This is a genomic window from Methylobacter psychrophilus, from assembly GCF_025583945.1.
Taxonomy (GTDB): Bacteria; Pseudomonadota; Gammaproteobacteria; order Methylococcales; family Methylomonadaceae; genus Methylobacter_C; species Methylobacter_C psychrophilus.
On sequence record NZ_JAOEGU010000026.1, the window covers coordinates 16537 to 40644 of the forward strand.

25 protein-coding genes and 1 pseudogene are annotated in these 24108 nt (G+C 42.3%); 19 read left to right on the forward strand and 7 right to left on the reverse strand.

Annotated elements, in window-relative coordinates:
* Positions 1-53: 53 nt before the first annotated feature.
* Together N7974_RS12740 and N7974_RS12745 are read right to left on the reverse strand one after the other, a co-directional pair.
* Positions 54-530, reverse strand: a complete 477-nt coding sequence (locus tag N7974_RS12740; protein ID WP_262965984.1) for an FKBP-type peptidyl-prolyl cis-trans isomerase — start codon at positions 528-530, stop codon at positions 54-56.
* A gap of 59 nt (positions 531-589) precedes the next feature.
* Positions 590-1162, reverse strand: a complete 573-nt coding sequence (locus tag N7974_RS12745; RefSeq protein WP_262965985.1) for a transglycosylase SLT domain-containing protein — start codon at positions 1160-1162, stop codon at positions 590-592.
* A gap of 368 nt (positions 1163-1530) precedes the next feature.
* Between N7974_RS12745 and N7974_RS12750 the strand changes: the two genes are divergently transcribed.
* Entirely contained in the window at positions 1531-2160 is a 630-nt protein-coding gene (locus N7974_RS12750; RefSeq protein ID WP_262965986.1) for a PilZ domain-containing protein, read from the forward strand.
* Positions 2161-2209: 49 nt separating this feature from the next.
* On the opposite strand, the gene N7974_RS12755 is transcribed toward N7974_RS12750, so the two are convergent.
* Entirely contained in the window at positions 2210-3235 is a 1026-nt protein-coding gene (locus N7974_RS12755) for a glycosyl transferase family protein (RefSeq protein WP_262965987.1), read from the reverse strand.
* Positions 3232-4119: a heme o synthase gene (cyoE, locus tag N7974_RS12760; protein ID WP_262965988.1), complete on the reverse strand. Its 888-nt coding sequence runs from the start codon at positions 4117-4119 to the stop codon at positions 3232-3234. The genes N7974_RS12755 and cyoE overlap by 4 nt, the downstream gene beginning before the upstream one ends.
* A 101-nt stretch (positions 4120-4220) precedes the next feature.
* On the opposite strand from cyoE, the gene N7974_RS12765 reads away from it, so the two are divergent.
* The 3 genes from N7974_RS12765 to rsmD are packed head-to-tail and all read left to right on the forward strand — an operon-like array spanning position 4221 to position 7532.
* Positions 4221-5573 carry a M16 family metallopeptidase gene (locus N7974_RS12765; RefSeq protein ID WP_262965989.1) on the forward strand — a complete coding sequence of 451 codons (1353 nt, stop codon included), beginning with the start codon at positions 4221-4223 and terminating at the stop codon, positions 5571-5573.
* Positions 5573-6988: a M16 family metallopeptidase gene (locus N7974_RS12770; RefSeq protein ID WP_262965990.1), complete on the forward strand. Its 1416-nt coding sequence runs from the start codon at positions 5573-5575 to the stop codon at positions 6986-6988. Before N7974_RS12765 ends, N7974_RS12770 begins: the two co-directional genes overlap by 1 nt.
* The gene (rsmD, locus tag N7974_RS12775) at positions 6978-7532 is read left to right on the forward strand and encodes a 16S rRNA (guanine(966)-N(2))-methyltransferase RsmD (RefSeq protein WP_262965991.1); all 555 of its coding nucleotides are present in this window, start codon (positions 6978-6980) and stop codon (positions 7530-7532) included. Before N7974_RS12770 ends, rsmD begins: the two co-directional genes overlap by 11 nt.
* A gap of 317 nt (positions 7533-7849) precedes the next feature.
* Here rsmD and N7974_RS12780 read toward each other — a convergent pair whose 3' ends face one another.
* Entirely contained in the window at positions 7850-8140 is a 291-nt protein-coding gene (locus tag N7974_RS12780) for a cupin domain-containing protein (protein ID WP_262965992.1), read from the reverse strand.
* Between the two features lie 416 nt (positions 8141-8556).
* On the opposite strand from N7974_RS12780, the gene N7974_RS12785 reads away from it, so the two are divergent.
* Positions 8557-8799 (forward strand): DUF6868 family protein, encoded by a 243-nt coding sequence (locus tag N7974_RS12785; RefSeq protein ID WP_262965993.1) that lies wholly within the window; start codon positions 8557-8559, stop codon positions 8797-8799.
* 105 nt (positions 8800-8904) lie between these two features.
* On the opposite strand, the gene fae is transcribed toward N7974_RS12785, so the two are convergent.
* A complete protein-coding gene (fae, locus tag N7974_RS12790; RefSeq protein WP_243217983.1) occupies positions 8905-9453 on the reverse strand; it encodes a formaldehyde-activating enzyme in 549 nt (182 codons plus the stop codon).
* Positions 9454-9770: 317 nt separating this feature from the next.
* Here fae and N7974_RS20775 point away from each other — a divergent pair, with 317 nt between their 5' ends.
* From N7974_RS20775 to N7974_RS12825, 7 genes and pseudogenes are all read left to right on the forward strand, one after another.
* A complete protein-coding gene (locus N7974_RS20775) occupies positions 9771-10004 on the forward strand; it encodes a transposase (protein WP_394813118.1) in 234 nt (77 codons plus the stop codon).
* A gap of 153 nt (positions 10005-10157) precedes the next feature.
* Positions 10158-10439, forward strand: a pseudogene (locus N7974_RS20780) (integrase core domain-containing protein); the annotation flags it as partial.
* Between the two features lie 631 nt (positions 10440-11070).
* Positions 11071-11499, forward strand: a complete 429-nt coding sequence (gene tnpA, locus N7974_RS12805) for an IS200/IS605 family transposase (protein ID WP_262965994.1) — start codon at positions 11071-11073, stop codon at positions 11497-11499.
* Positions 11500-11508: 9 nt separating this feature from the next.
* Positions 11509-12054, forward strand: a complete 546-nt coding sequence (locus N7974_RS12810; RefSeq protein ID WP_262965995.1) for a DNA-3-methyladenine glycosylase I — start codon at positions 11509-11511, stop codon at positions 12052-12054.
* Between the two features lie 53 nt (positions 12055-12107).
* A complete protein-coding gene (locus tag N7974_RS12815; RefSeq protein WP_262965996.1) occupies positions 12108-12977 on the forward strand; it encodes an ion transporter in 870 nt (289 codons plus the stop codon).
* Positions 12978-13060: 83 nt separating this feature from the next.
* Entirely contained in the window at positions 13061-13501 is a 441-nt protein-coding gene (locus N7974_RS12820; protein WP_262965997.1) for a VOC family protein, read from the forward strand.
* Positions 13502-14048: 547 nt separating this feature from the next.
* Entirely contained in the window at positions 14049-14714 is a 666-nt protein-coding gene (locus tag N7974_RS12825; protein ID WP_262965998.1) for a DUF333 domain-containing protein, read from the forward strand.
* Positions 14715-14765: 51 nt separating this feature from the next.
* On the opposite strand, the gene N7974_RS12830 is transcribed toward N7974_RS12825, so the two are convergent.
* On the reverse strand, positions 14766-15947 hold the full coding sequence (locus tag N7974_RS12830; RefSeq protein ID WP_262965999.1) for a pyridoxal phosphate-dependent aminotransferase: 1182 nt from the start codon (positions 15945-15947) through the stop codon (positions 14766-14768).
* 205 nt (positions 15948-16152) lie between these two features.
* On the opposite strand from N7974_RS12830, the gene uvrB reads away from it, so the two are divergent.
* The 7 genes from uvrB to N7974_RS12865 all read left to right on the forward strand — a co-directional run bounded on the left by uvrB (position 16153) and on the right by N7974_RS12865 (position 24107).
* Entirely contained in the window at positions 16153-18159 is a 2007-nt protein-coding gene (uvrB, locus tag N7974_RS12835; RefSeq protein ID WP_262966000.1) for an excinuclease ABC subunit UvrB, read from the forward strand.
* A gap of 179 nt (positions 18160-18338) precedes the next feature.
* Entirely contained in the window at positions 18339-18521 is a 183-nt protein-coding gene (locus N7974_RS12840; protein ID WP_262966001.1) for a hypothetical protein, read from the forward strand.
* Positions 18522-18672: 151 nt separating this feature from the next.
* Positions 18673-18978 carry an integration host factor subunit beta gene (locus N7974_RS12845; protein ID WP_262966002.1) on the forward strand — a complete coding sequence of 102 codons (306 nt, stop codon included), beginning with the start codon at positions 18673-18675 and terminating at the stop codon, positions 18976-18978.
* Between the two features lie 724 nt (positions 18979-19702).
* Complete coding sequence (glgP, locus tag N7974_RS12850; RefSeq protein WP_262966003.1) at positions 19703-22219, forward strand: alpha-glucan family phosphorylase; 2517 nt, start codon at positions 19703-19705, stop codon at positions 22217-22219.
* Between the two features lie 216 nt (positions 22220-22435).
* A complete protein-coding gene (locus N7974_RS12855; RefSeq protein WP_262966004.1) occupies positions 22436-23293 on the forward strand; it encodes an STAS domain-containing protein in 858 nt (285 codons plus the stop codon).
* Positions 23294-23317: 24 nt separating this feature from the next.
* A complete protein-coding gene (locus tag N7974_RS12860; protein WP_262966005.1) occupies positions 23318-23716 on the forward strand; it encodes an STAS domain-containing protein in 399 nt (132 codons plus the stop codon).
* A complete protein-coding gene (locus N7974_RS12865; protein ID WP_262966006.1) occupies positions 23697-24107 on the forward strand; it encodes an anti-sigma regulatory factor in 411 nt (136 codons plus the stop codon). The genes N7974_RS12860 and N7974_RS12865 overlap by 20 nt, the downstream gene beginning before the upstream one ends.
* Position 24108 lies beyond the last annotated feature (1 nt).

Here is a 24108-nt window from a genome sequence, read left to right on the forward strand (position 1 = left end):
GCGTAAGTGACAGACTTTTTTGCCTGCCGCTTTACGCCTTTTAGTTGTTTTTTTTATTGAATTTTTAGCAGTTCAACATCAAATATCAAGGTTGAGTTGGGGCCTATTGATCCGCCTGCACCTTGCTCGCCATAAGCAAGTTCTGAAGGAATATAAAAGCGGTATTTAGCGCCTTCGGTCATTAATTGTACGCCTTCAGTCCAACCTGGGATCACTCTGTTTAAAGGGAATGAAATAGGCTCGCCACGGCTGTAAGAACTATCGAATTCTTTACCATCCAAAGTTGTACCCTTGTAATGAACTTTTACAGTTTCTGTCGCTGAAGGCGATACGGTACCGGTTCCAGGCGTTAAAACTTCGTATTGCAAACCACTGGCTGTGGTTACGATATTGGCTTTTTTAGCATTTTCTGCCAGAAAAGCGATACCAGCTGCTTTATTTTCTTCAGGTGTGGTGGCATTGGCCATTGAAAACATAGTAATCCCTATAAGTAGAACAGTAATAATTGAAACAACTTGAATTTTTCTCACGATTTTGCCTTTTTGTTAACGTAAAAAGTGGTTAGTTTATCAAAAAACAACACTATTTTTTAATTCATTTTGCAAGCACCCAATTGGCTTTGAAATAATCTGGCCCGGTAAGCGACTTTATCTGCTACTCGTTGTAACCAGGCTTTTTTTAAATAACTTTTATGCTTATAGCCACTATGGCCTTCATGATAGGCCAGATATAGATTTTTTGCGTCTCCTTTTGAGATACCCAGTCTGGAATAACTTATGTTGCAATACCAACCGATAAAATCAGTGGCATCGGCAAAATCATCGCGATCAGAAGTCCAGCCCCCCGCTGCATCAAGATAATCATCCCAAGTCTCATCTTTAACTTGCGCATAACCATAAGCACTGCTCGGCCTAAACCAGGGAATAATACCCACTAGCCAAACTCGGGGCGGTTGCGCATCGGCGACAAAATGGGACTCTTGGTGCATAATTGCCATTTGCACAGAAATAGGTACCCCCCATTTTTTGTAGGATTCTTGCGCATCGGCATACCAATCATCCTTTTCCCTGAAGGTAGCACAGATATTGTCACTATTTTTAGGCGGAAGCGCGGTACAAGCGGCTAAAGAGAATACTAAACATAGTATTATTTGGATCTTCATGATGTGGTGCAGCGTATCAATCAAAATAACTAAAAAATTAATAATTGGCGTTAAGGTGATTTCCTGCGAATAATAGTCCCAGCTTGCTGGTCTTTTTATTCATTTACTGTGTTGTCAAAATAGTTACGTAGCCAGCTACGCGCCTATTTTTCCGCCTCGGCAACTGCTCCTGCGTTGCCCTACCTCCTGCATCCTTGCAGTCGTTGTAAATAAACAAAAATCCTGCGCCACTTGGGACTATTAATTCTTGGATATCACCTAAAAGAAAAACAAGTAGGTAAGTACCGCTTCAAAATACTACAATTGTACTTGATAAATTTGTGCACAGTAAGCTGAACTATAAGCGAATAATCAATCGGGAGATAGTGATGTATGAAAAGTTGGATAGGGCTCGTCGCGCAAACCTGGTGTCATACGGTTTTATTTATATGGGCGGAGAAGAGCATAAAATCACAATTAGAAATCTTTCTATCAGCGGTGTACTTGCCCAATTAAACACGGATAGAAAAGACATTGATATTAAATATGTTTTTAACCACTTACTGATTTCAACGCTCATTGATTTGTATCTTCCTGAAATGCGTCTGATTGGTGAAGCCGAAGTAGTCAGGGCTGACATGGAAGAAGGCCATATTCTACTTGCCCTGGAGTTTAAAAATATTGCCTTTGATGTCGATAAAGAGCTAAACAAAAGAAAAGCCTATAGAAAAAACATACCAGGCCCTGGAAGAATTTTATTAAACGGTGAATACCATCATTTCGCTACGATAAATGTTTCTGTAGGAGGTTTAATGATCTGTCTTTCAGAAACAATAACTGTTGAGGAAGGAACTATAACGCAGTTTGAATTGAAACATCTGGAATTGGAGGGCAAAGTAAAAATAATCTGGATTAATCATATCTCCGATGACAAAACACTAATCGGTTTGCAATATGTTGATATGAAAAAACATGCCCTTAAAGGCATTCCCAGCTTTGCCCTACAAGAAAAACCATAATCGCTTCCCGACACATTTGCTACCGCAGAATAAATACTGAGGAGCGGAATTAAAGGCCTGCGTATTTTTGCTTATCCCTGCTTAACCAGTAATCAGTCGCTAATTGATGTGCTTGTTGTTGAGTGTCGGCTTTACCCAATAACTTAAGTGCAATCGCTGCAGTACCAATGATAGTGCTTTGTGCAAACTCATCCTCCATAGTACCCTGCCAAATCGCAGCCAGTTGCCTTGGGTCAAGCTCTTCTGATTTAACATGGCGACGGGCAAATAAAGCGGGCCAATTTTCGTCAAATAGCTCACCATTATGGACGCTTTGCACCAGGCATTCCATATCGGGATTACGTTCAGTTTCACCGCCCTCGCCTTTTAAAGCCGCAGCATGAGGCTGTTGCAATAAAGCGGCTGCTTGCTGATGCACAGGACGATAACCGGGATGAAATATTCCCTGAATACTGTATGCTGCATTGAAAGGATTTAATAACCGCACCAACGTATGAACGGGTGAACGTAAACCCAATAGCGGACGCAACTCTATGATCTCATGTAATTTCGGGCAAAAATACTCCAATGATAAATAACTGAAATGCTGCCGCTCCAGTTGTTGCCTGGTTTGTACAATTGAGGTTGCATATTCCAGCCCCAGATATTTTAGTACATCCCGGGTATAAACTCTGTCTGCACTATGACCACTCGCACCATGCATAAAAACGGTAGTACCGTTTTCTGCCAATAACAGTGCCGACAATAAAAACCAGGGCAAATGACGACGTTTACCGGCATAAGATGACCAATCCAGATCGACTATCGACTGTGCACCGGCAAGATTACAGGATTCTCTGGCAGCCAAAACAAAACCGGCCAATTCTTCCGGTGTTTCTTCCTTAACGCGCATTAACATCAAAAATGCCCCCAACTGCACTGGAAGCACTTCGCCTGCCATGATCATTTTCATGGACTGATAGGCTTCCTCCTGCGTCAACGGTCTTGAGCCTTTTTTACCTTTACCCAATATGCGAATGTACTCTGCAAAAGGGTGTTCAGGGCGCGGGGTTTGCTCGTGATGCGTTAAGTTCATAAAGTAAATCGTAGATAATGATCGATTAATAAAGCGGCAAACAACAGTGTTATATAAACAATTGAATAAACAAACGTTTTCATGGCAGTTTTATTATCTTTATTACGCATCATCAACACTGCGTAATAAATAAAACCAAGATCCAAAAGTACCGTAGAACCCAGATAAATCAAACCACTCATGCCGGTTAAATAAGGCAGCAGCGTCACAATCAGCAGCAAAATGGTATAAAGCAATATTTGCAGACGGGTAAATTCGACACCGTGAGTAACGGGTAACATGGGGATATTTACTTTGGCATACTCTTCGCGTCTGGCAATAGCCAATGCCCAGAAATGTGGGGGTGTCCAAACAAAAATGATTAATGCCAGAAGCAAGCCAAAAGGATGCACTTCACCGGTCATTGCACACCAACCCAATAGTGGTGGTGTAGCACCAAAAATACCGCCGATAACAATATTTTGGGGAGTCGCTCTTTTAAGATACAACGTATAAATAATAGCGTAACCAAATAACGACAAAAAAGTCAGGACAGCGGTTAAGGTATTGACTAATAAAACCAAAATAAGCATGGAACTAACGCCCAACACAACTGCGAAAGTAATTACATTGGTTGCATTTAATTCGCCTGTGGGCAAAGGACGCTTTTCGGTGCGGGCCATTTGTGCATCCGCTTTTCGATCGATAAAATGATTAATGGCTGCGGCAGAAGAGGCTGCCAGGGCAATACCGACGGTAGCATAAATTAAAAGCCCTAATGGCGGCATTCCAGGTACGGCCAATAACATACCAACAACGGCGGTAAAGAGCATTTCCGCAACAACATTGGGTTTACATAGTGTAAGGTAGTTCTTCCAGGAAAGCACAAAGGGTTTGCTAGGCATTATTTAATTAAGTTCCAACTTGTAGTTTATTGTATAGAATACAGTGAACTATTAATTATTGAAATAGTCCGTTGCGCTTACCATCATTTAAAGAGGGAGTTATGAATAATCGATTACTGTGTACAGTATTAATGTGTCTGCCGGCGTTTGCCGGTAGCGCAGAAACAAAAGTATTTGAACATACACTGACTAATGGTCTAAAAGTTCTGGTAAAAGAAGATCATCGCTCACCGGTTGCCGTGTCTCAAGTATGGTACAAAGTGGGTTCCAGTTACGAACCTGGTGGCATTACCGGCATTTCACATATGCTGGAACACATGATGTTTAAAGGGACGGACAAGCACCCTGCCGGTGAATTTTCGCGCATTATTTCAGAAAACGGGGGTGATGAAAATGCCTTTACCGGCCAGGATTACACGGCTTATTTTCAAACCATGGAAGCGTCAAGACTGGCAGTAAGTTTTGAACTGGAAGCCGATAGAATGCGTAATTTGCATCTGCTACCCGAAGAATTAAAAAAAGAACTACAGGTAGTCACTGAAGAGCGCAGGATGCGGACGGACGACAATCCGCAGGCAAAAATGCAGGAACAATTTATGACCATGGCTTATTCCAATAGCCCGTATCAGCATCCTGTTATCGGTTGGCCGGCGGATATTGCCAATTACACCGTTGAAGACCTGCAAGCCTGGTATCAACTATGGTATGCACCCAATAATGCCACTTTAGTTGTGGTGGGTGATGTTCAGCCTCAAGCGGTTTTTGATCTGGCAGAAAAATATTTTAGCGCACTTAAACCCAGTGATATTAAACCGCTAAAGCCACAAACAGAAATCGAACAACTGGGTGTTCGTAAGATGACCGTTAAAGTTCCTGCAAAGCTGCCCTCTATTGTAATGGCTTATAAAGTACCGACACTAAAAACAGCTACCAATGAATCCGAAGCCTATGCACTGGAAGTATTGGCCGGTGTACTTGATGGCGGTAGCAGTGCCCGCTTGACGTCAGCCTTGGTGCGAGGCAAACAAATAGCTGTTGCCGCCGGCGCCGGCTATGGATTAACGTCAAGAATGTCCGATTTATTCGAACTGGAAGCGACACCCGCTGAAGGTAAAACAGTCGATCAACTGGAAGTTGCGCTAAAGGATGAAATTAAAAAATTGCAACAAAACCTGATTAGTACAGAAGAATTAGCGCGTATTAAAGCACAGGTTTTAGCCAGTGATATCTACCAGAAGGATTCCAATTTTTATCAGGCTATGGAAATAGGCACCCTGGAAACAGTTGGTTTAGGCTGGCAAAAAGCGGATGAGTATGTTTCTAAAATCAATCAGGTAACCGCAGAACAAGTGCGTGAGGTCGCGCGAAAATACTTAATTGAAGATCATCTCAGTATCGCTTATCTGGAACCACAATTGATCAATTCAACGGCTGAAAAAAAGGGAGCTAAATAATGCGCATACATTTCTTAAACGACGTAGATTGGGTTAACGATAACGTAACCCAACACCTCGAGCATAAAAAAAACAGCATCCAAAAAACCATAATCAGAGCTAAATTTCTTTGTTTTTTAAGCCTTGTCTTATTGTCATTTAGCCAATTAACCAGCGCCGCTGCAAAAATTGACCATTGGCAAACGCCGCAAGGTACGCGAGTTTATTATGTGCATACCGAAGGCCTGCCCATGGTCGATATACAGGTTGTTTTTGATGCCGGTAGTGCCAGAGACGGCCAGCAGTTTGGCTTGGCGGCTTTAACAGCAGGATTACTGGATACCGGTGCCGGAAAATGGAATGCCGATGATATTGCCCAACGCTTTGAAAGCGTTGGGGCCAAGTTTAGCGCCAGCAGTTCCATTGATACTGCCACCGTATCGTTACGCACTTTGACGGATAAACCTTTATTCGATAAAGCCTTGGAAACCATGCAGGTTATCTTGACCCAACCGGTTTTTAATGAGGCTGATTTTAAGCGAGAAAAAAACCGTACCCTGGCCGGTTTAAAACAACAGGAAGAATCACCGGGAGCATTGGCCAGCATCGCTTTCTATGATGTCCTTTATGGTAAGCACCCTTATGCCCATCCTGAATCCGGTGTTATTAAGACAGTAACCAGCCTTAAAAGCACTGATCTAAAGCATTTTTATCAAAAATTTTATGTTCCTGAAAATGCAATAGTTGTCATTGTCGGGGATTTATCCAAACTGCAAGCAGAACAAACCGCAGAAAAGTTGCTGGCCGGATTACCTGCCGGAAAAAAACCGGACGCTTTACCGGATGTTGCGATGCCACTGAAATCGACACAGCAACATATTGAGTTTCCATCAACACAAACCCATGTTTTGGTGGGACTACCTGGTACCTATCGTAAAGATCCCGATTATTTTAATCTATATGTGGGCAACCACATATTAGGTGGCAGTGGCCTGGTTTCCAAACTCTTTAATGAAGTACGCGAAAAGCGCGGCTTGGCTTATAGCGCATCCAGTGCTTTTATCCCCATGTTGAAACCGGGGCCTTTTTTGGTTAGCTTACAAACCCGTAATGATCAAACCACCCAAGCTTTGCAAGTACTCAATCAAACCTTGGCCGATTTTATTACCAAAGGTCCGAGTGAAGCCGAGCTGATTGCCGCAAAGAAAAACATTACCGGTGGTTTTGCCATGCGTTTTGATACCAATAAAGAACTGGCAGGTTATGTTGCCATGATTGGTTTTTATGAAATGCCCTTGGATTATCTGGATACCTTTCAACAAAAAACAGAAGAAGTAACCGTTGCCTCAATAACCGATGCCTTTAAACGTCGTGTTAATCTGCAATTACTGCAAACCATAACCGTCGGCAAGGCAGAAGAAAAAAGTGTCAAATAAACTCAGAATTATCGGTGGAGACTGGCGTAGTCGCTGTATCACTTTTATCGATACGCCAGGATTAAGACCAACACCTGTAAGAGTGCGCGAAACCGTATTTAATTGGCTACGCAATGACATTATCGGTAGCCGCTGCCTGGATTTATATGCCGGTAGCGGTGCCCTGGGCTTTGAAGCAGCTTCGAGAGGGGCCAAATCGGTCATTCAGATTGAAAATAATACCTTGGCCTGCAAGGCATTAAAAGACAACAGCCTCCAACTTGCTGCCGAGCAGATAAAAGTAGTTCAATCCGATGTGTTGCGTTATCTATCCGGCGAGACTGGCGTTTTTGATGTCGTCTTTATTGATCCGCCTTTTGCTATGGAACTTGCCGTCCAAACCTGTCAATGGCTGGAAGAAAAAGGCTGGTTAAGTCAACATGCAAAAATTTATGTTGAAACGGAAAGTACGCTAAAGCTTGAAGGACTACCCGAAAATTGGCAACTACTGAAAAGTAAAGTGGCAGGAGAAGTAGGCTATCATTTGTTTGAGAGATTGGGATAAATAGTATTGTCTATCAGCAATTCTGCTCATAAGAGTTGCTGTATTTCCGGATAAAAATTATGGCTTATTTTCAGATAATAAAACAAGTAAGGACAAAATAGCTTTTGCTTGGCGCTCAATTTTGCATCCACTTTTGATGATTGCTACGGTGAATTCTTATGACATCAACTTTCAGCAAAAAACGTATCGTTTAAAATTAACCTGACCATTATTTATTACTAAGTGTCAGGTTAAATTTACGCTATCAGTTTTTATTCCGGATGACTTCTAAATCCGGCAAAGTACCCTGAATGCTATCAAATAGTACAATTTACCGACTAAACGCCGTTGGGATATGCGTAGCTGTAATGCTTACGCAATGGCTTGATTACTTCCCATTGGCTATCCAATCCCGCGTGAAATGATACCAAATCACCCGGTAGAATCCGTACCGGCTCGCCTCCGGCAGGTGTCACCAAAATTTCACCCTCTAATATATAAGCACATTCGGTTTCATCAAAATCGATTGGAAAGGTTGAAACTTCTTTTTCCCAGATTTCCCAACTGGATACACCTAGTTCATTTAAGCGCTCATCACTAGGATTGTGTTCGATGGTAATTTTGCTCATGTTATTCCTAAAAAATTAATGTTGTTGAAGTGTTAAGGTGATATCCAGGAATTAATAGACGCGTAACTGGCTAGGTAATTATTTAACGCAGTAAATGAAAAAAGACCGGCGACGTCGGCATATTCTCCACAGAAAATCGCCCAAGTCCGCAATTTTAGCATCCTATCCAACTTTGTACTATTGGGTATCGTGGCTACCAACTACCGGCCACGATATCTGTGATATCACCAAACTAAAAGTTTGGTAATTGGTAACGCTGATGCCGCTAACAGGCTAATTAAGCGATTTATGGCTATTGCGCACGAAAAATCCTGAACCTACATTTTTATAGAGTATTGGAAAAAGATTTCTATAATTATTGTATTATTGCTCAACTATAATTGGCTATAGCACTTTTAAAAACATGAGATACTGCGATGAATCCAGATACCATCAAAGAACTTTTGCTTTACAGCCTCACATTCAACTACGTGATCCTGATAATTTGGTTTAGCGTATTCAGCCTTGCCCACGACTGGATGTATCGCCTCCATAACCGCTGGTTTAGCCTCTCGACTGAAACCTTTAATGCGCTACACTATGCCAGTATGGCCCTTTACAAAATAGGGATTATTCTGCTGAATATCGCCCCACTTGTAGCGCTCTGGTTGGTGTTTTGAAAAAATTCTCGCTTATGGTAGACAACTCCAACTTGCCTTGCCGGTCAAGTCAAGTCAATCCAAGCGAATCATTATAATTCCCTTAGGTTGACCCTATTTGAGTATCTAAATTTTTCCGTCCAGGCCCATCTGGAAATATTTATGAATAATTTTATCCTGATTTTCCAGTAACCAATCGATACCAGGTTGATTGTTCATGGCCTTATGGATAGCGGTTGACATGGCTTTACGATGAATATCGAAAAGGATTCTATGATCCAGATTATCATCAGTCGCTACACTGGGATTTAGCCATACCGAAACGATAATACCTAAATCATTGGCTTTTTCTTTAGGAATATCTCCTGCACGGACGGCATCCAAAACACCATTGGCAATTGCAGCTTGTACCGTGCCCATTAAAATGTTCGTGTAGCGGCTATTTTTAACGGTAACTTTACTGACCATCAAGGTTACCGGCCTGACCTGAATATCTGTATTTAAAATGGCAAATACCCGTGTGTGACCACTAACTTGACCTGCCGTCATGGTCGCAATTGCTGTGCCCACAGGCCCGTCAAGCGCACCAATAATAATTTCAGGTTCGGCTGCTGTTCCGGGCGGACCACCAGCAACCAACGCTTCTCCTGTACGCATAATAATTCTCTCGTTCATTAATCTTTCCTCTTAAAGTAAAAATAGTTGTAGTCAGTAGAATGCCATCGTGCAGGATGCACAATACTATTGTACCACCTGATACTCTGATAATTTTTAACTGATGTTACGTAGGCCTTAACTTTTGCAAATCAGCATAAGCTATGCTGATTTACTTTAATCACGATAACAATTGAAACAGGAAAAGACTTTTTCTATATAGTGACTCCTTAAAATCAGACAATGGTTTAAGATATGCTCTGTCGAAAAATGAGAAGTAGAAAATGAGCGAAAGCAAACGGAAGGTTTTTACAGGAGCTTAAAAAGCCAAGATTGCTTTGGAAGTGGTTAGAGGCACCAAGACGATCAATGAGATTGCTCAGAAAAACAGCGTGCATCCTACACAAGTCAGTCAATGGAAAAAGGACTTACTGCATAATGTCGGTAGCTTGTTTGAAGGAAAGCGAGGACCAAAGCCAGTCAATGCACAGAACGATCCGGATCGGCTATATGCCAAAATTGGGCAGTTAAATATGGAGCTGGACTGGCTAAATACCCGCACGGGGCACTAGAAAAAAGTCTGGGATCAACCTGTAACAGAGCGGCAGAGATTGCTCGGTTCCAGCGGGGAGCTTGCTCTATCTGCTCAGTGCAAGCTACTCAAGGTCACGCGCTCGGTGGTGTATGCTCGCAAAAAGCATCTACAGAAAGTCGTTGATGAACATGACATCACAATCAGCATGGATGGACGTGGTCGAGCTTTGGACAATATTTTTGTCGAACGGCTCTGGAGAACGGTTAAATATGAAGAAATTTATTTGAAGCAGTATGACAGCGTACAGCGCTTGCTGCTGGGATTGACCGATTACTTTGTGTTTTATAATAAAGAACGGCCCCATCAATCATTAGGCTATGAAACGCCCAGTGTGATCTACCAAACTGCCACAGGAGGCGGTGCGAGGATTGTGGATAAATACGGAACGACTGAAACATTAGTTCCGGTATAAAAAAATAGGACAGCGCCATTCAGCTGGAGTGTGAACAAGGCTCCATCTTAAATTAAGATATTATTTGTCTGGACAGAGGGATCCACTTTAGACTGGAAGATTGGTTTTTATCGTTAAAAGTTATATAGACATAACCAAGGTTTTAAATAGACGTTAGTCTTGTTGTTGGTTTACTTGGCAAGCACCCTGTAAATTACATAGGCTGCAAAGACAATGGTTAAGATATAAATACCCGCAGAAATCATTTAAAGATCCTCGTCAGTTATTGGTGTGGTTGCCTGTATCAGCGATTCGGTTAGCCTTTTTTATAAAAATTGATCACCGATAAATTACCATCAGTTAAGTTTGTTCATATTTACCAAGGCTAACCAGATTCTTACACATCAACAATTGACTGTCACTACTTTATTTTAAGGATTTAATTTTGGTAACACCCATAAAAAAATGTGCGTGGGCACTGACCAGTCCTGTCTCAGAATACTATCACGATCTGGAATGGGGTGTTCCTGTTCATGACGATCTACTTTTATTAGTCCGTAGTAAGGTTAAAACCACCGCCTTTTAGGCGGTTAGATTTATCTATGATTTTTTGACGTATGATATTGCTCTGCACTGAAAAGTAGGGGGTCTTATGGATTACCGTTATGGAAGTCATACTGTTTTTAAAATTCAATATCATTTTGTGTTTGTCACAAAGTATCGTTACAAGGTATTGAAAGGTGACGTTGGTTTGAAAGTTCGTGAACTGATTAGGCAAACATGTGAAGCCTTTGAGATAGAAATTCTGAAGGGTGTTGTTAGTCAGGATCATGTCCATATTTTGGTTTCTGCGCCACCCAATCTGGCACCGAGCGAAATTATGAGACGGATTAAAGGAAGAAGTTCGATGAAGCTGTTCGAGAGTTTTCCAGATTTGAAAAAACGCTATTGGGGGCGGCACTTCTGGGCACGGGGTTACTTTTGCGTGACTTCTGGCGAATTGACAGAAGAAATGATAAAAAATTATCTGGAACATCATTTTGAACCCAAAGGAGATGATAATTTTAGGACAGAAACATGAACGGGTCTTATGACCCGTATCCGGACTTTAGTCCATAATACGAACCCACCAGCTTTAGCTGGTGGTTGTTCAGTTGAATTTTTGATACTTGAGGGTGCTCAGGCAGGTTTAAGTTGGGTGACTATTTTAAAAAAACGTGAAGAATACAGAAAAGCTTTTGATGATTTTGACGCACGTAGCATTGCATCTTATGACGAGAACAAAATCAATTCACTATTGGCTAATCCAGGCATTGTCAGAAACAAGCTAAAAATTAATTCTGCCGTAGGCAATGCCAAGGCTTTTTTGGCAGTTCAAGAAAGTTTTGGCAGTTTTGATGAGTATATTTGGTTATTTGTCGATGGCAGACCTTTGTGTAACCACTTTAAGACTGCTGCTGATCTTCCTGTTTCGACTCGTGTATCTGACTTAATGAGTAAGGACTTAAAAAAACGCGGATTTAAGTTTGTTGGCAGTACTATTTGTTATGCTTTTATGCAGGCAACCGGTATGGTGAACGATCATACAGTCAATTGCTTTAGATATAATGAAATTAAAAAAGCTTACAACACATGATTTATAGGTAATGAAGGTGGTTTTTAAACTGATCAAGACAGGATTTTAAAGGGATGGCCATAAAAAAACCGTCAAAAACAAAGCTTTCTTACAATGAAGGTGCGAGGCTTTCAGCGTGGCGGGAATCACTGAATGACATCATTTTTGGTTCTGAAACGGCCAAGGGTAAAGCCTTTGATATTGCGTTGAGTATCTGTATTTTGCTTAGTGTAGTGGTTGTCATGATGAGCAGTGTTGATAGCTTTCAGCAACAGTTTTCTTATAGCCTGGCGGCTTTAGAATGGGTATTTACCGCATTATTCACGCTTGAATATGGTTTGCGTTTAATCAGCGTTCGGAGGCCTTGGCTATATTTTAAGAGTTTCTTTGGCGTGGTGGATTTACTGTCGATTTTACCAGCCTATCTGACGCTTATGATTCCAGGGGCAGAGTATATGCTCGTTATTAGAATTATCAGGTTATTACGTGTTTTTCGTATCCTGAAATTATCAGAGTATATGCAGGAAGCGAGTATTCTGATGACGGCATTAGGTAACAGTTCCCGAAAAATTATCGTGTTTCTTTATGCGGTATTAACGCTGGTTATTATTTTTGGGTCGCTGATGTATGCCGTTGAAAATAACGAAGCCGGGTTTACCAGTATTCCAAAATCTGTTTATTGGGCGATTGTGACCATTACTACTGTTGGTTATGGTGATATTGCACCGCAAACCGTATTAGGCCAAATGATTGCTGCTACGCTGATGATAATGGGTTATGGCATCATTGCTGTGCCTACGGGCATCTATAGTGCCGAGCTTTATAAAACGTATAATGCCGGAACAATCAGAAATGATGCCTGTCCTGATTGTGGTAAAACAGGGCATGATGTTGATGCTGACTACTGCAAATATTGCGGTCATCAATTGGATGATACAAAATAGCATGACAGGTGAGTTTGATGCTATCCGGGTGCTGATTAAAGTTAGTTTGTCTTAATAAATCAATTGATAAGGAGTAAATCACTATGCGTTATCTACATACCATGATTCGGGTTCATGATTTGAATGAATCTCTGGATTTTTTCTGTAATAAATTAGGATTGTTGCAAAATTACCGGTTTGATAGTGAGTCAGGTCGTTATACTCTGGTTTATTTGTATGCGCCGCTTGATGCGAATCAGGCAGTAAAGAGTGAAGCGCCATTAATAGAGCTGACTTATAACTGGGATACTGAAGACTATGAAGGAGGGCGTAACTTTGGTCATCTTGCTTTTGAAGTTGACAATATTTATGAGACTTGTCAAAAATTGATGACGGCGGGGGTATTAATCAACCGTCCACCACGTGATGGCCACATGGCATTTGTGCGCTCACCAGACAAAATTTCTATTGAACTGTTACAGAAAGGTGAGTCGTTGGCTCCCGCAGAGCCATGGCTTTCCATGGAAAATACAGGGACTTGGTAAGGTTACGAAGGGCGACTGATTAGCCGCCCTTTTTGATAAGCCAAAGCCCCGGAGGGTGGTCGTTTTTTTCTATCCTGCACATTGAAAAGCCGATGCTTTTATTGGCTGATAGATAAAAAATGTCGACACGCCAACCACCCTGAACGATATTGGCTTTTAGTTCTTGGAATCTTTTTTGGATTTCTTTGCGGCTTTTTTTTCTTTTGGATTCATAGCCGGTTTTTTCTTGTCTTCTTTATTGCTTTTTTGTTCTTTGCTCATGGTACTGCCTCCAAATAGTTGATGGGGTTTTTCTTAACACGAATTAAAATAACACAAGCATTGCTGTGTTTTGAAGATTAAGGTGGCGATATTTAACTGCCAAATACAGCGGGGTTAAGCATACTCTTATGCACTTGAAAGAACAACTTTAGCCAAACTGGATAAGGCAAGATAATTACAGGCTTGATTAGAGGTAATGTTTTTAGTTTTACATAGGTCACTAACTTGGCCAAACCGCCGATCAATGCCGATTGGTTCCTTAACTTTATAGTAGATTGATTTTTTGATGAAAAAAACATCATTTTTTAGTGTCATTATTACCCTGCTTATTAATATAACTATCTGTTTTTCAAATGAAAAAGTTTCACCAGAGAATAGGGTTGTGAAGGCGGCAACTTTTAGTTGTGCAGAAAATAAAACCATTCAAGCACTTTTTTTTGAAGATAAAGCCGAGCTTATTTTGAGTGATGGCAGGCATCTACTGTTGCTTCAGGCTATTTCAGCTTCAGGTGCCCGTTATACAAACACCGATGAATCATTGGTATTTTGGAATAAAGGTAATACCGCTTTTATAGAAGAAGGTAATAAAAGTACCTTTAAAGACTGTATAACGGCAGTTAATAATCAGGCTTCTGCTCAATTAGCCAATCCTGCATCGGTTAATTGTTCAAAATCAGGCGGTGATTTGGTTATTGAAAAACGCGGTGATGGCGGCGAATACGGCGTGTGTACTTTTCAAGACAACAAAGCGTGTGAGGAATGGGCTTTGCTGCGTGGTGATTGTCCGCAGGGAGGCGTTAAAACTACCGGATTTGATCGTATCGATCAGAAATACTGTGTCTGGCTTGGCGGTAAAACAGTGGCAGAGCCACAATCAGTTTGTATTTTTAAGGATGGTTCAAGTTGTTCTACTAAAGCCTTTTATAATGGAACCTGTACTGTCGGACATTGATTAGAATGGGTAGAGGCAATTAACGCTTCTACCCATTTTAGTCAGCGGTTTTTAAATGGCTTTCTTGATTCGTTCCAAAGCATTTTGGAGATTAGCCATGCTGGTGGCAATCGAAATGCGGATATGGCCTTCGGAGCCAAATGCAGAACCGGGAACCAAGGCAACGCCGGCTTTTTCGATTAAATAATCAGAAAACTCCAAATCGTTGTTAATGCCATCCAGGCGGGAAATAAGTTTTTCTATATTGGGAAACACATAAAAAGTGCCATCAGTTTCCAGGCACTCAACACCGTCAATACTATTAAGTTCTGCTACGACATAATCATGACGTTTTTTAAATTCAATGCACATATTGCTGATAAAGCTTTGATCGCCAGTTAACGCTTCTTCGGCAGCATATTGTGAAATAGATGTTGGATTGGAGGTACTTTGTGACTGAATAGTGCACATGGCTTCAATCAAATCAGCCGGGCCTGCGGCATAACCGATACGCCATCCGGTCATTGAATACGCTTTTGACACGCCATTCATAACCACCGTGCGGTCATAAAATTCTGGATGTGCATTTAAAATATTAACAAACGAGCCTTGATTCCAAAGAATGTGTTCATACATATCATCGGTGGCGATAATAATGTTGGGGAAATCAGCCAGTACGTCACCCAGCGCTTTCAGATCTTCCAGGCTATAAGCAACACCTGATGGATTGGAAGGGCTGTTAATAAAGATCAACCGGGTTTTTTCGGTAATCGCAGCGCGTAACTGCTCGGGTGAAATTTTAAAATGTTGGGCTTGTGTGGTTTCAATAATAACCGGCACACCATCAGCCAGTAATACCATATCAGGATAAGAAACCCAGTATGGCGCAGGAATAATCACTTCATCGCCAGGGTTAATCATGGCCTGAGTCAGATTGTAAGAGCTTTGTTTACCACCGCAAGAAACCAGAATTTGTTTAGGTTGGTAATCAAGGCCATTATCATTTTTAAATTTAGCGATAATTGCTTTTTTCAGGCTGGCAGTGCCATCTACGGCGGTGTACTTGGTAAAACCGCTATTCATCGCCTTAACAGCCGCTGCTTTAATATGATCGGGCGTATCAAAGTCGGGTTCGCCTGCGCCAAGGCCGATAATGTCTTTGCCTGCGGCGCGCATTTGAGCGGCTCTGGCAGTAATTGCCAACGTGGGTGAAGGTTTAACTGCTTTGACTCTGTTGGATAGTGTGATGCTCATATTCCGCCGTGTAATAGTAATGTAACAAATGACAGCAATTATACGCTATGTATAATGGCTTGCTAATAGTAGCGTATTAAAAAGTGGCATCAAAAGTTTTCCTCTCCAAAAAGAGAAGGCTGGGGTAAGGGGGGTTTCCTGTTCATTCCGTATCTTCTCTTCTCCCTTAACAAGAAGCGATTTTCATTACCGAGAAACAAGTTTAGTGCGAAAGAAATTTAAAATTCATAGTCAATTTCAACCGGCTGGCGATCAGCCTACTGCCATAAAAGCATTGATTGACGGCTTAAGTGATGGTGAAGTTCATCAAACCTTGCTGGGGGTAACCGGCTCGGGAAAAACATTTACTATCGCCAATGTTATTAATGAGGTGCAGCGTCCCGCGATGATTATGGCACCCAATAAAACCCTGGCTGCACAGTTATACGGCGAAATGAAAGAATTTTTTCCGGAAAACAGCGTCGAGTATTTTGTTTCTTATTATGACTACTATCAGCCGGAAGCTTATGTGCCGGCATCGGATACGTTTATTGATAAAGATGCGGCGATAAATGAGCATATTGAACAGATGCGCTTATCTGCGACCAAGGCCTTAATTGAAAGAGGCGATACTATTATTGTCGCAACGGTTTCAGCGATTTATGGTTTGGGCGAGCCGGAATCCTACTTTAAAATGGTGTTGCATCTGGTCAAGGGTGACATCATTAATCAACGTGACATTCTGCGCCGTCTCGCAGAAATGCAATATACGCGTAATGATCTGGAATTACGCCGCGCTACTTACCGTGTGCGTGGTGAGGTAATTGATGTTTTTCCTGCCGAATCGGAACAGGAAGCCTTAAGAATCGAATTGTTTGATGATGAAGTGGAGCGGTTGTCCTTATTCGATCCATTAACCGGAGAAATAGTCCGGCGACTGGCACGTTATACCATTTATCCAAAAAGCCATTATGTAACCCCCCGTGAGAATTTGCTGTCAGCGGTTGAATCCATAAAAATTGAGCTTATGGAGCGTCTACAACAGTTGCGCTCACTAAACAAACTGGTAGAAGCTCAGCGACTGGAACAACGTACTCTGTTTGATATTGAAATGATATTGGAGGTTGGCTATTGCTCCGGTATTGAAAACTATTCCCGTTATTTGTCGGGCAGGATGGCTGGGGAATCACCACCTACCATGTTTGACTATTTGCCGGCTGATGCGCTGGTGATTATTGATGAAAGCCACGTTACCATACCGCAAATTGGTGCCATGTATAAAGGCGATCGGTCGCGTAAGGAAACCTTGGTTGAATACGGTTTTAGATTGCCGTCGGCTCTGGATAATCGACCCTTAATGTTTGCCGAGTTTGAAGCCAAATCACCGCAACGAATTTATGTATCAGCAACCCCCGGTCCTTATGAGAGAGAGCATTCAGGCGTTTTTGCCGAACAGGTTGTCAGACCAACCGGCTTACTTGATCCGGTTGTTGAAGTGCGACCGGCAACGTCTCAGGTTGATGATTTATTATCAGAAATTAATCTGCGTGTCAGCGTAAAAGAGCGCGTACTGGTCACCACCTTGACCAAAAGAATGTCGGAAGACTTAACGGAATACTTAGCCGAGCATGGCGTACGTGTGCGTTATTTGCATTCTGACATTGATACTGTAGAAAGAGTCGAGATTATTCGGGATTTACGTTTGGGGCAGTTTGATGTATTGGTCGGCATCAACCTGTTACGTGAAGGTCTTGATATACCCGAAGTGTCTTTGGTGGCTATTCTGGATGCCGATAAAGAAGGATTTCTGCGTTCAGTCGTGTCGTTGGTTCAGACGATTGGACGAGCGGCGAGAAATATTAATGGTAAAGCCATTTTATACGGTGACCGGATTACCCGTTCCATGCAACAGGCGATAGATGAAACCGATCGCCGCCGGGAAAAGCAGCATCTGTTTAATCTTGCCCATGGTATTGAGCCCGCAACCATTCTTAAATCAATCACTGATATTATGCAGGTTGCTATTCCCGGTTCCGGTCCTCCGTCCAATAAAGCACTGGGTAAGGTGGCAGAATACGCTGCAGACTATAAAACGATGACACCCAGGCAATTGGGTAAAAAGCTCAAGCAACTGGAAGATGCCATGTATGGCTATGCGAAAAATCTTGAATTTGAGCAAGCCGCCAGAATCAGGGATGAAATTAAGGTATTGCAAGAGCATTTGTTGATTTAGTCGGGCTTGTGGATATAACGCTATGAATTAATTAAGTACGCACGGCACGCCCTACAGAAAGTAATGTCGCTTAATCCACTTCGGGCGCTATAGCTTACCAAGTCATGAACACTTAAAATCAATAGACCTGATAGCGGCTTCTGTATTATTCTAAACCCATAACAACGCAGGATTTAATAATGAACCATTACGAAAATAGCAAAAAAGCACGGCGCGTGGCATCAGTTACTTATCTTATAATTATGGCAGTGATTCTTGGCGGAACTTTTTTATCAAACGAACAAAAAGAATTAGCTAAAAAACAGTCCCCCCAGTCTATAGAAAGAGCTAATGGTTTTTCTAATACCCCGGTTCAGAATTAAAGGTGTCTGCTAAACATTATTGGATACTGCCTGATAGTGAATTATTAGTTATAATCAAGTTAAAGAAATAACAGATTGTTTTATAAGAGATGTTCATGACTATTGCTTTAATCTGCTAAAATATCATTCCAATAAATAAGTGAGGTAAATTATGATTAAATCAGAACTTGTAAATGTGCTAAATGATAAATTGCCGGAGCTTCAAAAAAAAGAAGTGGAATTAGCACTTAATGTCATTTTAGGACAGTTGGAAAATGCATTGGTCAGTGGCGAACGCATTGAAATTAGAGGTTTTGGTAGTTTTAATTGTCGGCAACGGCCGGCGAGGATTGCGCGTAATCCTAAATCTGGTGAAGCCGTTAATTTACCGGCCAAAGTAACTATTCACTTTAAGCCAGGTAAAGAAATGAGAGATCGGGTTAATGCCGCCAGTGATAAATTTGATATTACTGAATAAAGGCTTCATTAACCGGGTCTTTAAGCACCACGACTATAGCCTTGCTGATCAAATAGTCTATTGATTAGCAGAATAAAAAGTTGGAAAAAAGCCGCACCCGCTATTGCAAAAAGAGAGGCTGTTAAGATCATTATGTTTATAATTTTCATACGACATCACCGAATGTTTGTTTGATTTCGATGCTGATAATCCTCTCGTTAAATAGGCAAAACAAGTAATTTAAGTATTAATTAAATAAAGATTAGTTAGCGCTTCAGGTGCTTTTTTTTGCGTCAGGTTGGTTCGTTGTTTATCTGCAACAACCCTTTGAAATGTCTTTTTTGTGTTAGAGATGAACTCATCATGAGAATGTCAACTTGTTAAAACAACAGATGAATAGTACTTCCCCGGCAGGATTTTTTGTATAAAAACAACACAGAAATCAATGCTTAATCATGGTTAAATTGGCATTTTAACAGGCATTATTTTCCGGTAATGACCGCAATTACTGCCGGGAAAATTCTCTTTACAGGCGTTTTATAAATAGATGACTTTATGGCGAATAGACTGGATATAAGCCGATAAGAAGAGAAAATTCCCTATCGCCCTTATGATGATCCTGCCTAATAATGAATGAAGAAAAATGACAAACCTTTCATGGCATAATCCAAGGGTTTGGATAGTGTTACTGACGTAAATCATGTAGAACCAAAAGTATTTTTTTTAAAAATAAAGGTGGTTGACTATGCAACATCCTTATTTCCCCCGTACTTTACCCGCCGAGCTGAAAATATTAGTGGAATTTGCACTGGATTTACGCTGGACATGGAGTCATGCCGGTGATGCGCTCTGGCAAACTATCGATCCAAAAATTTGGCAACGAACCCAGAATCCCTGGTTGTTATTACAAAAGGTCAGTAAAGAGCGTCTTGAAGCACTGGTTAATGACTCAACCTTTCTTGTTAAACTGAAGGAATTAAAGCAGGAACGGGCGCAATATTATAGTCAAGAGGGCTGGTTTCAATGTGAATATGCCGATTGTCAGATCGGTACCGTTGCTTATTTCAGTATGGAATATGGACTCGGTGAAGCGTTACCCATATATGCGGGCGGTTTAGGTATATTGGCCGGCGATTTGTTAAAATCGGCCAGCGACTTAAACCTCCCGTTGGTTGGCATCGGCTTATTGTATCAACAGGGCTATTTCCGGCAAATGTTGGATGCCCAAGGCGCTCAGCAGGCTTTCTACCCCTATAATGAACCGGCCAGCTTGCCAATTCGGCCGGCATTGGACAAGCAGGGCAACCGCTTGACTATTGTTCTCGAATTACCCGCCCGTGATCTGTTTCTGCGCGTTTGGGAGGTTCAGGTAGGAAGAATTTCCTTATATTTACTGGATAGCAATGACCTGATGAACAGTCCGGTTGACCAAGCTATTACCGCAGAATTATACGGCGGTGGTCATGAAATGCGTTTACTACAGGAAATTGTTTTAGGTATTGGCGGTTGGCGCTTGCTTGAAGCACTGGGAATAAAACCGGAAATTTGTCACCTAAACGAAGGCCATGCGGCGTTTGTTGCTTTGGCACGTATTGGCGCCTTTCAGAGGAGCCATCAGGTTACTTTTGAAGAAGCCCTGTGGGCAACACGAGCCGGTAATATATTTACGACACATACGCCGGTTAGTGCCGGTTTTGATCGTTTCAGCCCGCAATTGCTGTATCAATATTTAAGCGGGATTGTACAAACATTGGCAATCCCTTTTAATCAATTTTTGGCGCTGGGGCAAACCACAGCTGAAAATCCCGATGAATTATTTACCATGACCTATTTTGCCTTGCGTACCTGTGCCGCAGCTAATGGCGTTAGTCGTTTACATGGTCAAGTCAGTCAACAATTATTTCATCAACTTTACCCGCATTGGCTTATAGAAGAAATTCCGGTTGGTTATGTGACCAATGGTGTTCATGTGCCGACCTGGGATTCCAGCTTTACCGATGCCTTGTGGACCAATGTCTGCGGCAAGGAGCGCTGGACAGGTAAAATCGATGCTCTATGCATGAAAATAGAAGCGATTCAGGACGAAACAATCTGGACGTTTCGTACTGAAAGCCGCACTAAACTGGTTCGTTATATCCGACAACGTATCAGCGAGCAATGGGGCTTACGACGGGCGCCCGATAATGAACAGGCGTTGGTACAAAGCATTTTTGATCCCAACATACTAACATTGGGTTTCGCACGCCGTTTTGCAGAATATAAACGGCCCAATTTGCTGCTCCATGACCCTGATCGTTTACTACGTTTATTGACTAACGCCCGTTATCCCATACAGTTGGTCATCGCCGGGAAAGCACATCCTGCTGACAGGCAAGGGCAGCGGTTGATACAGGAAATGACTGATTTTGTGCGCAGGCCTGATGTTCGTAAGCATATGGTATTTATGGCTGATTACGATATGGCCATGGCCGAACAGTTCGTACAAGGTGTCGATGTCTGGATTAACACGCCACGAAGACCTTGGGAAGCCTGTGGAACCAGTGGCATGAAACTGTTGGCTAATGGCGGCCTTAATCTGTCCGAACTGGATGGTTGGTGGGCCGAAGCTTATACGCCGGAAGTAGGTTGGGCGTTAGGTGACGGACAAACGCATACTGAACCGGAATGGGATGCCGTCGAAGCCAATGCGCTTTATAGTTTACTGGAAGAACAGATTATTCCGGAATTTTACCAGCGTGACGAACGTGGTATTCCCGAAAAATGGGTGGCTCGTATTCGTGCCAGCATGTCAACTTTGGCTCCAGAATTTAGCAGCAACCGAATGTTGCGTGATTATGTGGAAAACTATTATGCTCCCGCAACTGCCCGGTATCGGCAACGTATCAATAACGATGCCGCAATAGCCAAGGAATTGGCTTTGTGGCAAAAGCAGTTAGCTCAACACTGGCCGACTATTTATATGCAAAATTTGCAGATTGAACCCACCGAATCAAGTTATCGGTTAACCGTACATGCTTATCTGGATGACTTATCCGCCGAATTTGTCAGGCTGGAAATTTATGCCAATGCCAATGGTGATAACAAACTTTTTTGCCGTATTATGGAGCGAAAAGCCGCATTGACAGGCTCTGTTAATGGTTATGTTTACGAACTAACTGTCCCTGCAGATCGTCCGGCAGACCACTATACGCCAAGAATTGTCGCTAATCATTGCCATGCCAATATTCCCGCTGAAGAAGCGCATATTAAATGGTATTGTTAAAGAATATTTGGGACGGCGAGAACGTAAATTCAAGACGGATTGCTTAGGTGTTTGTACGTATTTATTTTCATGTTTTATTGTGCTTTAATGCAAAAAATAATTTCGGTCATGTTTTATTAAGCGCATAAGAAGAAAATAGATCATTAGCTTACAACGCACAATTAATATAAATATCAGACCTCAGCATCTCAAACCAACAACACTGGAGATGAAACAATGACTACCAATAAACAAGGCACCATTGAAAAAATTTTTGTTCATCAAAAAGAAATTATTGATGAGTGGTTGCATGAGCAGTTTGCCGCACTCTCGGCACGCCAGGATTTAATTTCCGAACTGGATTTACGTCGGCAATCAACCGAATTCCTGGCACTTTTTACCCCCGCCTGCTCCACCGATAACCTTACTGATATTACCCAGTCGGAGTGGAAGCCGGTTCTGGATTTTCTGGGTAGCGTTTCGCGTAGTCGTGCTATCCAGGGCTTTTCGCCCTCGGAAACCGCCACCTTTGTCTTTTCGCTTAAGCAACCGCTGTTTGCCCGTCTTCGTCAGGAGGTGGGTGCTGATGCCGTGTTGCTGGCTAATGAGTTATGGAACACGACGGTTCTGATTGATAAGTTGGGGCTTTATACCACCGAGGTATACCAAAAGAGTCGTGAAGAGATTATAAAGCATCAGCAGGCAGAAATGCTTGAGTTGTCCACGCCAGTGGTAAAGCTTTGGGAGGGTATTCTTGCAGTGCCGCTAATCGGCACACTTGATAGTGTCCGTACCCAGGTAGTGATGGAAAATTTGTTACAAAGTATTGTCGATACCGGTAGCAGTTTTGCCATTGTCGATATTACCGGTGTTCCTACGGTCGATACGATGGTTGCCCAGCATTTGCTTAAGACGGTTTCTGCTGCGAAGTTGATGGGTGCCAATTGCATTATTAGCGGTATTCGTCCGCAGATTGCCGAGTCAATGGTGCATCTTGGTTTGGAGTTTAGTGATGTGGTCACCAAAGCGACACTGGCCGATGCTTTGGTCTATGCGCTTCGGCAAATGGGCTTTGTTATTAACAAACCGGCGTAGCGGAACAGAACTCGGGAAGTTACCATGGATCATATACCTATTATTAAAGTCGGCGAGTTTCTGCTGGTGAGTATTCAGGTCGATATGCATGATCGACTGGCGATGAGATTGCAGGATGATCTTACCACCCAATTAATTAAAACTCGTGCTCAAGGCGTGCTTATTGATATCTCTTCGCTTGATATTGTCGATTCGTTTATTGGTCGGATGATTGGCAATATAGCATCGATGATGAGCATATTAGGAGCTGAAACCGTTGTCGTTGGTATGCGTCCGGCGGTGGCTATTACCATTGTCGAGCTTGGATTATCGTTGAGTAATGTTCGTACTGCCTTAAATGTAGACAAAGGCATAGGTTTACTCCGAGTCCTGGTTAATTCAATCGGGAACGAAGGTAGCCGTCATGACAATTATCAAAAGTGAAGTTTTGCCATTATTTACTGATGATGACTTGGTAAAAGTGCGGCAAGCCGTGCGTGCCTGGATGATTGAACAGGAATTCAGCCTGGTAACACAGACTAAAATGGTGACAGCTTCCAGTGAGTTGGGTCGTAACATGGTGGTCTATGGTGGTGGTGGTTGTGCGCGGTTGGAATGTCTGAATGATTTTGATCGCCGTGGTATTCGGGTGATATTTGAGGATCAAGGGCCGGGTATAGCCGATATCAGTCAAGCTTTGACGGATGGGTTTACCACAGGTGATGGCTTGGGCTTGGGTTTAGGCCTGGGTGGCGCCAAGCGGCTGGTGAATGATTTCGAGATCTGGTCGGAGCCAGGCCATGGTACGCGCGTAACCATTACCATGTGGAAATAAA

Excerpts from the sequence above, each read along its gene's own strand:
- N7974_RS12745 (WP_262965985.1), bottom strand. The coding sequence starts at position 1,162 with ATGAAGATCCAAATAATACTATGTTTAGTATTCTCTTTAGCCGCTTGT.
- N7974_RS12750 (WP_262965986.1), top strand. The coding sequence starts at position 1,531 with ATGTATGAAAAGTTGGATAGGGCTCGTCGCGCAAACCTGGTGTCATAC.
- N7974_RS12755 (WP_262965987.1), bottom strand. The coding sequence starts at position 3,235 with ATGAACTTAACGCATCACGAGCAAACCCCGCGCCCTGAACACCCTTTT.
- cyoE (WP_262965988.1), bottom strand. The coding sequence starts at position 4,119 with ATGCCTAGCAAACCCTTTGTGCTTTCCTGGAAGAACTACCTTACACTA.
- N7974_RS12765 (WP_262965989.1), top strand. The coding sequence starts at position 4,221 with ATGAATAATCGATTACTGTGTACAGTATTAATGTGTCTGCCGGCGTTT.
- N7974_RS12770 (WP_262965990.1), top strand. The coding sequence starts at position 5,573 with ATGCGCATACATTTCTTAAACGACGTAGATTGGGTTAACGATAACGTA.
- N7974_RS12780 (WP_262965992.1), bottom strand. The coding sequence starts at position 8,140 with ATGAGCAAAATTACCATCGAACACAATCCTAGTGATGAGCGCTTAAAT.
- N7974_RS12785 (WP_262965993.1), top strand. The coding sequence starts at position 8,557 with ATGAATCCAGATACCATCAAAGAACTTTTGCTTTACAGCCTCACATTC.
- fae (WP_243217983.1), bottom strand. The coding sequence starts at position 9,453 with ATGAACGAGAGAATTATTATGCGTACAGGAGAAGCGTTGGTTGCTGGT.
- tnpA (WP_262965994.1), top strand. The coding sequence starts at position 11,071 with ATGGATTACCGTTATGGAAGTCATACTGTTTTTAAAATTCAATATCAT.
- N7974_RS12810 (WP_262965995.1), top strand. The coding sequence starts at position 11,509 with ATGACCCGTATCCGGACTTTAGTCCATAATACGAACCCACCAGCTTTA.
- N7974_RS12815 (WP_262965996.1), top strand. The coding sequence starts at position 12,108 with ATGGCCATAAAAAAACCGTCAAAAACAAAGCTTTCTTACAATGAAGGT.
- N7974_RS12820 (WP_262965997.1), top strand. The coding sequence starts at position 13,061 with ATGCGTTATCTACATACCATGATTCGGGTTCATGATTTGAATGAATCT.
- N7974_RS12825 (WP_262965998.1), top strand. The coding sequence starts at position 14,049 with ATGAAAAAAACATCATTTTTTAGTGTCATTATTACCCTGCTTATTAAT.
- N7974_RS12830 (WP_262965999.1), bottom strand. The coding sequence starts at position 15,947 with ATGAGCATCACACTATCCAACAGAGTCAAAGCAGTTAAACCTTCACCC.
- N7974_RS12840 (WP_262966001.1), top strand. The coding sequence starts at position 18,339 with ATGAACCATTACGAAAATAGCAAAAAAGCACGGCGCGTGGCATCAGTT.
- N7974_RS12845 (WP_262966002.1), top strand. The coding sequence starts at position 18,673 with ATGATTAAATCAGAACTTGTAAATGTGCTAAATGATAAATTGCCGGAG.
- glgP (WP_262966003.1), top strand. The coding sequence starts at position 19,703 with ATGCAACATCCTTATTTCCCCCGTACTTTACCCGCCGAGCTGAAAATA.
- N7974_RS12855 (WP_262966004.1), top strand. The coding sequence starts at position 22,436 with ATGACTACCAATAAACAAGGCACCATTGAAAAAATTTTTGTTCATCAA.
- N7974_RS12860 (WP_262966005.1), top strand. The coding sequence starts at position 23,318 with ATGGATCATATACCTATTATTAAAGTCGGCGAGTTTCTGCTGGTGAGT.
- N7974_RS12865 (WP_262966006.1), top strand. The coding sequence starts at position 23,697 with ATGACAATTATCAAAAGTGAAGTTTTGCCATTATTTACTGATGATGAC.